The organism is Microbulbifer maximicatervae (SeqCode) (genome assembly GCF_052468095.1).
Map to the genome: position 1 here is coordinate 5061341 of NZ_CP174332.1, position 12577 is coordinate 5073917.

Sequence of the window (12577 nt, forward strand, 5' to 3'; positions counted from 1 at the left end):
GGGTAGCTTTAGCTATGTCTACGCGAATCCTTATTACTGGTGGATGTGGATTTATAGGTTCAAATTTAGTCAAATATCTCAGTACTTTGAGTTTATATGACGAAATTTTAGTTTTAGATAATGAGGTCACTGGCACTACCGCAGCATTAGCCGGAATACCTCACCAATTTATTAGAGGAGATGTTAGAAATCAACGGGACGTAGATGAAGCTGTAAAGCAAGCTGATGCTATTATACATTTAGCTGCAGATACACGTGTTATTAATTCAATAAATAACCCTGTCTATAATTTTGAAGTAAATGTACAGGGGACTGTCAATCTTCTGGAAGCAATGCGAAGGTATGAGGTTAGACATCTCATTAATGCTTCTACAGGTGGGGCGATCATTGGAGAAGCTGATCCACCAGTACACGAATTAATGCCAGTGAATCCCGCATCGGCTTATGGTGCGTCTAAGGCTGCAGCAGAGGCCTACTGTTCTGCATATTCTCAAAGTTATGGATTATCAATAACTTCTTTACGATTCTCTAATGTTTATGGTCCGCTTTCCTTTCACAAAGGAAGTGTGATAGCAGCCTTTATTAAAAATATTCTGAAAGGACAGGTCTGTGATGTCTACGGAGATGGCTATCAGACTAGAGACTTTATTTTTGTAGGCGATCTCTGCCAGGGAATAATTAGGGCTCTGGAAAAGAGAGAAAATGGGGTATTTCAGCTGGGTAGCGGCCAGCCGACGTCAATTAACGAAGTAATTAGTTTACTAAGGGATGTCTCGGGCTGCCATGAAGATCTTGAAATAGCTAACCACCCTTTCAGGGCAGGTGAAGTGCGCCATAACTATACGGATATTACTAAAGCAAAACAGTACTTGGGCTTTAGGCCGGAGGTATCATTAAGAGACGGTATTCAAATTACATGGGATTACTTTGTCAATAAGGAGGATGTTCTGAAGCCTAGCCTCTCGCAGAGGGCCCTACAGAATGCAGATTGACAAATTTTCAGTAGAATCATTCCCTGATTTAAATACTTATGCAGGTTTTGAGTCGGACCAGAAGCTCAGAGTTTGTATAGCCACAGAAGAAATCCTAGGTCCGGTGAGAAATGGAGGGATTGCTTCAACCTACTATCACCTAGCGAAAGGACTGGCAGCACATGGGCACGAAGTACATGTGCTCTACTTAAAAGGTGAAACAGTTGAGAATGAAACACCTGAGTATTGGGTTGAGGAATATTCCAATTTTGGTGTTTCACTGCACTACTTGGTGCACACGGATGAAACAATAATCGGCCCCTCACAGAGTTGGCAGCGACGATATAGTGCGGCATACCGCTGGTTAATTGAACAGAGACGTTTTGATGTTATCCACACTTCCGAATGGCGAGGTGGATTAATTTATGCGTTAATGGTTAAGAAGTTGGGTTTGGCGTTTAAAGATACTTTATTTATTGTAAAGACATCGTCCCCGCACCTCTGGAATCGTCATTATCAAATGCAGCCATTGGTAAAAAGGGAGCTGTTACCAGCGAGTTTTGCTGAGCAGAAATGTGTTGAATTTTCCGATATGGTAATTGGTGGTAGCGCACACCTACTTTGCTTTATGCGCTATGTCGGCTATAAGCTGCCAACATCAACTTATGTTCAGCCAAATATTCTCGATTTTTCTGAAGTTCCCGTTGATGATAAACGCATTAATCGACAGCCTGGTGATGTAGTTCGCACTAACGAATTGACCTTCTTTGGTCGTTTGGAAATGCGGAAAGGATTGGAGCTCTTTTGTACCGCTCTGGATTTACTTGAGCGGACGGGGAATTGTCCTACCAGAGTTAATTTCCTAGGTAAATATGGTGAAGCCTTACCTAATCAAAACAATGAGAAGGTTGCGGACTATATTGAGCGAAAAGCATCTACTTGGAGTTTTGAAGTCAATTGCATCACAGATTATAACCAGCCGGAAGCTCTCTCTTTTTTATGTTCCAGGGATATGATAGCGGTAATGCCCTCCCTGATTGAAAACTCCACCATGGCAGTATATGAAACACTAGAGAATAATATTCCTTTTATTGCAACGCGAGTAGGGGGAACTCCAGAACTTATCGCAAAAGAAGACCATGAAAGTTGTCTTATCGCACCCTACGCATTTGAGCTTGCGAAAAGGCTAGAAGAGGTACTGAAGAATGGGCATAGGATTGCGCATTCCAGTTTTGATAACAATTATAACCTTCAAGTTTGGTATGGTTTTCATGCCTACTTAGCAGATCTTTTTAAGCAGTATAGTGGTGCTGAAGCGATCACCAAGATTACAGGCTTGCCCACCTTAACAGCTTCTAATGAGATGGAGCTACCGACCCTAGAAGTGGTTGTTCTATTGCGGGATACTGAGAGTGTTATGGAGTTTTCTGAGGCACTTTTAGTTGATAGACCCGACTCCATCAAGTTTTTATTAATTGATCCCTATCTTGAAAATATTGCTGAGAGAGCTTCTAACTTTCTATTGGAAGCCGGTCTCAATTGTAGTTTGGTGGATTTCATTGGATTTCCAGCAGGGATTGCACTGGCAAAAAGTCTTTCGGAAAGTACTCTAGATGCTTGCATTCTCTGTGATGGTACATCCTCTCGGTTAGGTGGAAAATTTTGTGGTGAGTTACGCAAAACTCTTCAAATAAATCATGAATTCATAATCACTAGCTTTTTATCTCTACCTGAAAACAAGGTGGTAATGCCGATAGGTGTAGATATCGTGTCTGAGATCAGCTTTGGAAATGCTATAGGCACAAATATTATTTGTATTCCAAAACTGGTATCAAGCAAGGTGGGGTCAATACTCCCTTATGATATTCGCTACGGTTTGGTACAAGAATATATTTTAAGGGCGAACAAAGAATTTGGGTTTGAATTGATGGTTATTCCTGAGTGCCATCTTCGGAGCGATTACTATTTAGAAGAACTGGAAGAATCTCGAAATAACGCTAACTCAGTCTATCTTCGCTCAATGTCGTTGATTGAAAATGATAATATTGCCTATCGTAAACTAGCCCTTCTTCCTTCAGCTCAGCCTATTGGAGCTAAATTAAGACCAGCACTTTATCGGGATAAGAATCGTTTGGATGAGGAACCCGTGTGGCTTTTACATGCCGACCGGCCTCGTAAAATGAAAAACCGTAATCCGAGGGTGGTTGTAGGTTTGGACGAGAGAAATTCCCATTTGCTCTGTGTAGCCAAAGGTCCGGGAAATAGGCAATTAATCGTTAATGGCGAGCCCCAGTCAATTTCTTTGGAGCTACAAGATAATGAACTTACTTTACATAGATTCCCAATTCCAGATAAATGGGAAGAAGGTGAAAAATTTAATATTAAGTTTCTGTTAGAAGATCAAGAAATGACTTACACCCGTTTTATACGGGTTATAAAACTTTCTAAAAATGTATTTGCAGCTATCTCTGGAAGTCCAATACTTAATGAGGTAGCAGTTGAGGAGATATTTAACCAAAAATATACCTGGAGTTTCTTCTCTAAATCGGAAAATAACACAGCTGAAAGTACTCAAGGGATAGATACTGAAGATACCACTTTATATGGGCAAGATCACGCAGAGGTAGGAGAGTTTGTAGACAAGGATTATACAGTAGAAGGTAAGGATGAGCCTGAACATGATATTGCAAAAATTATCCATGAGCAGGGAAAAATCAATGAAACTGAATTTAAACCCAAGTTTAGTTTTCAGGCTGTGATTCAAAAATCAGGTACTACCTTACAACGTATATTTAAGGGATATACTGGCTCACCTATTAAGGGGTCAATTCCACCGCGAGAGCTTTTTGCACTCGATCCACGGGTTCTTGAGGGATGGGCATGGGATAGAAGCAATATAGCTAAAAATTTAGTGATTGTCTTAGAGGTGAACGGAAATATTGTAGCTGAAGCCACGGCTAATCGTTATGTAGAACGTTTCGGTACTCGAAACCCGAAACTAGCTTGGTATGGATTCCGGTTCTCATTAACCCCTGAAATAAAGCAGGAAAACTCAGAAATTACCGTACGTGTTAAGGAAAATGGACTTGTCTTACGAAATGGCCGATTGCGTTATCTTAAACAAATGTTAGTCGCGATCTAAGGTGGCTTGAATAATGAAAGAGCTTCACGAGGATATACGCCTTGAAGCTGTTCAGAAATCTAAACGTATATGCATACTAACGGAGGATATATTTGGTCCAATAAAAAATGGTGGTATTGGAACGGCTTACTTTCATTTGGCTATTTTTCTGCAGAGATCTGGTCACAAAGTCACCATCTGTTTCGTTAATGGTTTAGCAAAAAATCCTGTGAAAATGAAAATCACAAAAAAATTTTTTGCAAAACTCAATGTTGAATTTCATGGTGTTGCACCGCAAGCGCTAGCCAAAACGACAATGGCTCGTACTATGGCAATGCCCTATGCAGCCTATGAATGGCTCAAGCGAAATGATCGCTTTGATATTGTCCATGTTTCAGAATGGCGTGGAATGGGTTATATAGCGTTACTTGCCAAGAGTCTTGGTATTGCATTCCAAGATATACATTTTGCTGTTAAAGGTTCTTCCCCAACACTCTGGTCTGCCGAAGGTAATCAACAATTCCTTAAAGAGGAACGGCAATTGGGGTGGGTATTTATGGAGCGTAGAAGTGCCGAGATGGCAGATACTCTGATCTGTGGAAGTCAACACTTAGTCTGCTGGATGGAAAATAATAAATACCGCCTGCCTGAGCGCAGTTACTATTGGCCAAATGTATTTTTGGACGATCTTTTATCTGATAATGAAGCCATAAAAAGTAGTAATTTGGAGACAAAAGAATGGGTGTTTTTCGGGCGGCTTGAGCCTCGCAAGGGGATTATTCTTTTTGTAAATGCATTAAACACTCTTGCTAAAAGAGGAGTTAGATTACCATCGATTACTTTTTTGGGAGGACACTCTTATCGATTTGATGCGCGAAAATTCATAGAGGAAAACCAAAAGCATTGGAGTACAGACGTCTCCTTTATGAATGATTGTAATGCTATACAGGCTGTAGAGTATTTGAGTGGAGAAGGACGTTTGGCTGTTATTCCAGCTTTGTTAGAAAACTCTCCGATTTCTGTCTACGAATGCCTTGCAACTAAAGTACCATTTATTGCTGCTGATACTGGTGGTACTCGAGAGTTACTTGATGACGAAAATGGAAAAAAAATCCTCTTCAAGCCAAATCATATTGCTTTAGCGAGAAAGTTGGAATTACATGTAAAGAAACTTCCTGCACCGGGTATAAAACACCAGAGGCTTAAGAAGTCGCTAGATGTGTGGAATAAGTGGCATGGCCAAGAGCATTCAATTATTAAAAACGCCCGATCTTCCAATAGGCATGATCCCTTGGTTTCTATATGCGTAACTCATTTTGAGCGTCCAGACTTTCTCTATCAAGCGTTAAAAAGTGTTGAAGATCAGACTTATAAGAACATAGAAGTTATTGTGGTTGATGATGGTAGCCATTCACAAGAAGCGCTACACGCGCTGGAAATTATAGAAAGTCACTATCAGAAGAAGGGCTGGCAGTTTGTATACCAAGAAAACCGATATGTAGGGGCTGCTAGAAATACTGCAGCACAAAATGCAAGCGGAGATTATCTACTTTTTTTTGATGATGACAATGTCATGATGCCGGAAATGGTAGATAAGTTGGTTAGCGCGGCAACTTTTGCAGATATTGATTGCCTGACTTGTAGCTCTATCCGATTCAGCGGCAAGGGGGCACCTAATACTCCAGAAGGTATGCTCGGAACTCAAATTCGTTTTATGGGGCCAGCTAGAGCCTGGGCAACGAAAGTAAATATAGTCGGTGATGCGACGTGTCTGATAAAAGCTACTAAGTTTAGAGATCACGGAGGTTATACAGAGAGATATAGAACAGGTAAGGATGATATTGAATTCTATAGCAAGCTAATTTTAGCAAAGGAAAATGTATCCTATTATCCTGATCCTTTATATTACTATCGCACCGGTGACAACTCTATGAAATCCAGAAATCACCTTCAAGAAGAAGGAGATTTCAGGCAAATAAGTCCTTACCTTGAAGGGCTCGACTCGGAAGAGAAAAGCCTCCTACTACTAAGAAAACAGCAAAAAGAAGCCAAAAAAAATAAAGGGGGAAAATATAAGCCAGGGTTTTTAAAGCGAACGATTCGAAGGCTGCGTAAATTCGCTAGGGTGAAAGTTTGAAAGTAGTTAAGTACATTGAAAGTGCTAGTGAAACACGCTTCCCTCTTATTTGTATCTTCCGAGATGAATTGGATATTCTCCCAGCTTTTCTTGACCATTACCGGTCTTTAGGTGTGACATGTTTCCATTTGGTGGATACGGGAAGTAGCGATAACTCGGTAAGCTATCTACTGAAGCAGAATGATGTCCAGCTATACGAAGTTGATTGTGGCTACCCCCAGGCAAACGCAGGTGTAGATTGGGTTAACCGAATTGCCCGGAATTATTGCCAGGGAAAATGGACTCTTGTGGTAGATGCTGATGAGTTTCTCTGGTTACCTGAAATTTCAGGTAAAGCTTCCCTGAAAGTTATGACTCAGCTTATGCAGGGTGAATTAGCTTTTGCTCTATATACTCCACTAATAGATTTCTTTAGCGACAACCTTCAAGGGAATACATATGATATAAGAAATCTTTCCGAGTTAATGGAATCAACGCCTAACTATGTATCTTATAAAAGCTTTAAGAAAAAAAGCATATTAGCTTTTCCTTTTTTTGAAATTCGCTCCAAAGCCAGAGCGCAAATATCTGGTATTTCTGATTACTTTGTTAAATCCTATAAAATTCCGCTGGTTTATTGGCGGGCGGGTTTTCAATATTTACGTTCAACCCACTCATGTACGCCGGTTCCTCTCAGTAAAAATTGCGCTCATCTTCTCCATTTCAAATTTCGGTCAGGCTTTCAGCAAAGGCTGATTCGGGAATTGCAGAACCCTGACCGGATGAATGCTGATGTATATCGTATTTCCAAGGCCATCATTAAAAATCAGATAACTATCCCTCAATACACATCGGATCTGCGCAAGATAGATGGATTCGGGGAAAGCGATTGGCTAACAAAGATGGATTTTGATACTGATTGGCAGAACGAAAATAAGTCCAAAAGCCACTATTTCGAACTGCTCACACAGCAAAAGATAGCCTCTGAGAGCTTTCTCGCCGATAACTTAAACCGTATAACCAAGTCTTTTAGTTGGCGACTGAGCCGGCCTTTACGCAGATTTCTGTTTCATCGAGGCATGTTACGACACGATCACTATCCAGAAAGGCTCGACCAGGATCATCCATTAGTGGATCAGACGATTGCCATCTATGAGTCATTTTGGTGGCTGGTTACGGGAATCTTTAGACTGCCTGTCGCAATCTATCGCGCCATTCTCTGGCATAAGCTGGGAGGACGTCGCCGGACCAGGTAGGGCTTTATACAAAAAAGGCAGGGGAGGTTTGTCCCCGGCCTTTTGTTTGCATCTCAGTTTGTGCCTGAGGTTAGTGTACCCAGTGGTGGCGTTCCATCTTCTCCTGTACCGCTTCTGCCGTAGGAGCGGGCATAGCGCTGATAGGCAGGCGTTCGTGGAAGAATGCCAAGCGTTCGCCAGCCCCTACTTCGTTCATGGTTTCCGCCTCAAACACACGGCCATTAATTACCGTGTAGGTAATGTTCTCTGACAGGCGCAGGTTATCCAAGGGGTTGCCGTCAACCACGATCAGGTCAGCCAGCTTACCAGCCTCAATGCTGCCGATATCACTGTCCATACCCAAGTAGCGGGCACCATCGATGGTACCGGCGCGGAAGGCTTCCCAGGGAGTAAAGCCGCCCTGCTCCATCATCCACATTTCCCAGTGGGCTCCAAGCCCTTCGCGCTGGCCGTGGGCGCCGATATGTACGGTGACACCTTCGTCGCGCAGCTGCTTGGCCTGACGGGCCACATTAAAGTGGTTGTAGTGGGCATCCGGCGCAGTGGGGCGACGGATAGAGCGGGGGTTAACGATAAAATCGGGGGTAAAGCGGGTCAGGCGCTCGTTCTTCCATACCTCCGTGCGGTCATACCAGTACTCCTCACCCCAGAGACCGCCATAGGCCACGACGAAGGTCGGTGTATAACCCACTTGGGTTTGGCTCCACAGCTGCTCCACATCGCCGTAGACATTGGCGATCGGCAGTGAGTGCTCGATACCGGTGTGCCCGTCCACAATCATGTTCATATTGTGCTGGTACTTACCGCCGCCCTCGGGCACTACCATAATGCCGGCTTCGCGGGCTGCCTGCAGCACTTGCTGGCGCTGGTCGCGGCGGGGCTGGTTGTAGCTCTTCACCGAGATGGCGCCCATTTCCTTGAGGCGGTTCACGTGGAACTGAGCGTCCTCCAGGGAGTTGATCTTGGCTTTGTAGCCTGGACCTTTGGCGCCATAGAGGATGGTGCCGGTGGAGAAAATACGCGGCCCAGTAATCAGGCCGGCCTTTTGCATTTCAGCGGCGGAGAAGATCTCGCTGCTGTCATTGGAGGGGTCGTGAATAGTAGTCACTCCAAATGCCAGGCTGGAGAACAGGTTCCAGTTCTGCTGCGGGATAATCTCTTCGCGACCCTGAGCACCGTGGGCATGAGCGTCAATAAGCCCCGGTAAAACGGTTTTGCCGGTGATATCGATACGCTTCGCTTCGGTGGGAATCTCCACTTCCGCTGCGGGTCCCACGGCGACAATACGGTTGCCCCGGAACAGAACCACACCATTGTCGATAATTTCACGGGTGTTTTCCGCATCGCGCATAGTGACAACCTTGCCGCCTGTGAGGGCAACGAGACCTGCGCGATTGTCGAAGGACTGTTCAAAGCTCAGGTCGATGCCTTCAGAAACTGGCTCTGGCAGTTCCTCCGGAGCGCCGGCGACAAATTCGAAGGCGTCCTTCAGTTCACGCTCGAACAGTTTGGGGCCGTGTGCCCAGCCCAAAGTGTCGCTATCGGCAGACCAATGCAGGTTTTCACCGGCTCGCTTGGATACCTGGGTGACTTTGACTGCTTTGCTATTGGGGCCGATAACCTCGGATTTGCCAGTATGCATAAAGGGCGCGACAAAGGCTTTGAAGTCCTGGGTGAAGGCAACCCACTTGCCGTCTGGAGACAGGCGGAAGGAAGTAATCTCAGCGCCGTGCAGGTGCTCGCGCTCATCCTTGCCTTCCAGGTTGGTGCTCTTCAGCACGCGCTTGCCGCCGTCAGCGTTTTGGTACTCGGAGAAATAGATACGATCTTCGCTGGCGCCGAAATGAGGCTCATAGCCAGACTTCACGACCCGGCGCTGCCAGTCGCCGTCGGCGTCTGCCAGGTAAATGCCCGGTTCCAGGGAGTACTCGGGGCTGAGCAGATAGCCGCCGGTAAAGCGACGGTAGGCCACTGCGTCACCACTTGGAGAAAAGCTTGGTTCAACGTACAGGCCTGGCTGCTTGGTGATGTTTTTACCGCGACCGTTGCGAGCGGAAACTACCCTCACATGGCCCAGGTTTTGGTCGTCCCAAGAGACATAGGTGATCTCGCGACCATCGCGGGACCAGCTGGGATAGAACTCAAAGTGGTCGTCCTGGCGGGTCAGACGACGACGCTCACCACTGGCGACATCCTGAATATAAATCTTGCCCAATGCCTGGAAAGCGACCTGCTTGCCGTTGGGGGATTTCTGCGCCCAGCGAATCATCTTCACATCAAAGGTTTCCGGCGCTACGTCTACCGGGAAGCGCACCGCATCCGCTACCTGTTTTTCAACTTTCACATGGGCCGCAATCGGTGCGACGCTGTCGCCGTTGATGGAGATGCGCAGGAATTTACCGCCAGTCCAAACGACCAATGATTCACCATCGGGCATCCAGTCGTATTGAACGTAGTTGCCATGGGGGCCAAAGATTTCCTGCAGGTCGCGTTCGAGGCCGGAGTAAACCGGTGTTTCCAGTCCTGTATCCAAATCTTTCAGGAACAGGGAGGTCTGGTTGTCCTGGCGGCGAATGAAGGCCAGTTTACTGCCATCCGGGGATGGTACAGGTGCCACTGCGCCACCGGGACCGGAGACAAAGGTCTCCTCTTCACCATCCTGGAGGTCATAGCGGTTGATGGCAAAAATTTCCTGGGTGGAGTTTTTGTTGTACTTCCACACTGTGCCGGGGGTGGTATCGATGGAGTAATAGACATAACGTCCATCTGGAGAGAAAGCTGGATCGGCAATATTTTTCTGGGCGATATCGCCACCGATGCGCTCTTTCAGTTGGCGACCTTCACCCCCACCGTAGTGGTACATCCAGATTTCACCGGCGGGGATACTGCGGCCAGACATAAAGCCTTTACGCGCTACCAGGTACTGGCCATCGGGGCTCCAGTTAGGTGAGTGCAGCAAGTTTTCCTTCTCTGTCGTGAGCTGGCGAAGGTTGTCGCCATTGCGATCCATCAACCAGATGTTGTCGGCGCCGTCACGGTCGCTGATAAACACGATGGTCTTGCCATCCGGGCTGAAGCGCGGCTGCATATTCCAGGCGATTTCATTGGTCAGGGCTACCGCCTCGCCGCCTGCTACCGGCACTGTGTAGATATCGCCGAGCATATCGAACAGGATGGTTTTGCCATCTGGGCTGATATCCAGGTTGCTCCAGGTGGTCTCGCGGGTGTCTAACTGGATCGGTTTGAATTCGTAGGGTGGCTTGTTGATATCCCAGGATTGGGCTTCCGCCTTTTCTACTTCCTTTTCTTTGGTAGCTTCGAGAGCGCTTTCGGCTTCTGCCACAGCACCCATCGGCAGGGTCAGTGCCAGGACAGCCAGAGCCAACAAATGGTGGCGCGGCTTGTTCTGCTTGGTGGTGTTCATTGAAATATCCCTCCGCCCGATTCTGTGTTTGGCGGCTATATTTGTTTTGTTGGGTTGAGTAACCGGTTGATTTCACAGGGGGTAAATTACCGGGATCAAAGCGGCGCAGCAATCTTAATGCGTTGAATACCAGGGCCCCGGGGCGAACTGTTGTTCGCTTGAGTAAACCGGGTCTAGTGGCCACAATGCACTCAAATTTTGTAGACGATTGGAATATCGACCCGTTATGACTATCGATGTTGTGATTTTGGCCGCTGGAAAAGGCACCCGCATGCACTCTGACCTGCCTAAAGTGCTGCATCATATTGGCGGTATTCCCATGCTTGAGCGGGTAATTGATACCGCCATGTTGTTGGGAGAGGTACAGATTACCGTGGTAATCGGGCATGGCGCAGACCTGATACGTGACCGCTTTGCTGATCGTGGTGTCAGGTTTGTGGAGCAGGAACAGCAATTGGGTACCGGGCATGCCGTGGCCCAGGCGGTGCCCTATTTCCGCGAAGGAGCCACCGTTTTGGTGCTCTATGGTGATGTGCCTCTGGTCAGGGCCGGCAGTTTGCAATCACTGCTATCGGCAGCGGATCACGGACCTGCCCTGCTGTCAGTTGAAATGGCAAATCCCGCCGGTTACGGGCGCATCGTGAGGGATAACAGCGGCTGTGTGCAGTCGATCGTTGAGGAAAAGGATGCCGATGCGGATACCCTGGCTATCCGTGAGGTCAATACCGGCATTTTGGCGACTCCTGGAGCACTGTTGGCTCGCTGGTTACCGGAGTTGTCCTGTGACAATGCTCAAGGTGAATACTACCTGACCGATATTATCGGTCGTTCGGTCAGTGAGGGGATTCCTGTAACGGGCGTAATTGCCAGTGATCCGCTGGAAGTAGCGGGAGTAAATAGCCGTGCGCAGCAGGCGCAGATGGAGCGCGCATTGCAGCATAACCATGCGACCAGTCTAATGAATGCGGGGGTGACTTTATTGGACCCCATGCGTATAGATGTTCGCGGCAGCCTGGAGTGCGATACCGATGTCTCTATCGATATTAACTGCATTTTCGAAGGGACAGTTTCACTGGGTAAGGGGGTACAAATTGGACCTAATTGTCTGCTAAAAAACTGTCGCCTGGCAGATGGCACCAAGGTAGAGGCCAACTCCATCATCGAAGGCGCTGAGATTGGTGAGGCTTGCACTATCGGTCCCTTTGCACGTTTGCGTCCGGGCACAGAGCTGGCCACCGGTGCCAAGGTGGGTAACTTTGTCGAAACCAAAAAAGCCAAAATTGGTGAGGGCAGTAAGGTTAATCATCTCTCTTATGTCGGTGATGCCCTGGTGGGCGAAGCGGTCAATATTGGTGCTGGCACCATTACCTGTAATTACGACGGTGTGAACAAGTCCCTGACCGAGATCGGCGATAAAGCTTTCATTGGCTCTAACACGGCTCTGGTAGCCCCGGTAACTGTGGGCGCCGGAGCCACAGTGGGTGCTGGCTCCACCATTACCCAGGCTGTGGGGAGCGAAGAGTTGGCGGTAGCGCGCAGCAAGCAGCGCAATATTACCGGCTGGCAACGTCCGAGTAAGAAAAGCTAAATAACCCTTACCGTAATTGGGTTGCCCCTCGGAAACTATAATTCCGGCGGGCCTTCCCTCTCCACGCCTGTTGATAGCCACCCTATCCATTAAACTTGCGC

General features: G+C 47.0%; 6 protein-coding genes. 5 read left to right on the forward strand and 1 reads right to left on the reverse strand.

Annotated elements, in window-relative coordinates; all coding sequences use genetic code 11:
• The first annotated feature begins 14 nt into the window (after positions 1-14).
• From ACJJIL_RS22505 to ACJJIL_RS22520, 4 genes are read left to right on the forward strand one after another with little or no spacing between them, the layout of a single operon-like run.
• Positions 15-992 carry an SDR family NAD(P)-dependent oxidoreductase gene (locus tag ACJJIL_RS22505; protein ID WP_413663864.1) on the forward strand — a complete coding sequence of 326 codons (978 nt, stop codon included), beginning with the start codon at positions 15-17 and terminating at the stop codon, positions 990-992.
• On the forward strand, positions 982-4113 hold the full coding sequence (locus ACJJIL_RS22510; protein ID WP_445360815.1) for a glycosyltransferase family 4 protein: 3132 nt from the start codon (positions 982-984) through the stop codon (positions 4111-4113). Before ACJJIL_RS22505 ends, ACJJIL_RS22510 begins: the two co-directional genes overlap by 11 nt.
• Before the next feature lie 13 nt (positions 4114-4126).
• Positions 4127-6229, forward strand: coding sequence for a glycosyltransferase (locus tag ACJJIL_RS22515; protein WP_413663862.1), 2103 nt, complete (start codon positions 4127-4129; stop codon positions 6227-6229).
• The gene (locus ACJJIL_RS22520) at positions 6226-7464 is read left to right on the forward strand and encodes a glycosyltransferase family 2 protein (protein WP_445360816.1); all 1239 of its coding nucleotides are present in this window, start codon (positions 6226-6228) and stop codon (positions 7462-7464) included. The genes ACJJIL_RS22515 and ACJJIL_RS22520 overlap by 4 nt, the downstream gene beginning before the upstream one ends.
• A gap of 70 nt (positions 7465-7534) precedes the next feature.
• Here the strand turns inward: ACJJIL_RS22520 and ACJJIL_RS22525 are convergent, their stop codons facing one another.
• Positions 7535-10888, reverse strand: coding sequence for an amidohydrolase family protein (locus tag ACJJIL_RS22525; protein WP_445360817.1), 3354 nt, complete (start codon positions 10886-10888; stop codon positions 7535-7537).
• A 226-nt stretch (positions 10889-11114) separates the two neighbouring features.
• Here ACJJIL_RS22525 and glmU point away from each other — a divergent pair, with 226 nt between their 5' ends.
• The gene (gene glmU, locus ACJJIL_RS22530; RefSeq protein WP_444918631.1) at positions 11115-12476 is read left to right on the forward strand and encodes a bifunctional UDP-N-acetylglucosamine diphosphorylase/glucosamine-1-phosphate N-acetyltransferase GlmU; all 1362 of its coding nucleotides are present in this window, start codon (positions 11115-11117) and stop codon (positions 12474-12476) included.
• Positions 12477-12577: the final 101 nt, after the last annotated feature.

What these genes read in the sequence shown, in the direction of transcription:
- ACJJIL_RS22510 (WP_445360815.1), top strand. Translation starts at nt 982, where the DNA reads ATGCAGATTGACAAATTTTCAGTAGAATCATTCCCTGATTTAAATACT.
- ACJJIL_RS22505 (WP_413663864.1), top strand. Translation starts at nt 15, where the DNA reads ATGTCTACGCGAATCCTTATTACTGGTGGATGTGGATTTATAGGTTCA.
- ACJJIL_RS22515 (WP_413663862.1), top strand. Translation starts at nt 4,127, where the DNA reads ATGAAAGAGCTTCACGAGGATATACGCCTTGAAGCTGTTCAGAAATCT.
- ACJJIL_RS22525 (WP_445360817.1), bottom strand. Translation starts at nt 10,888, where the DNA reads ATGAACACCACCAAGCAGAACAAGCCGCGCCACCATTTGTTGGCTCTG.
- glmU (WP_444918631.1), top strand. Translation starts at nt 11,115, where the DNA reads ATGACTATCGATGTTGTGATTTTGGCCGCTGGAAAAGGCACCCGCATG.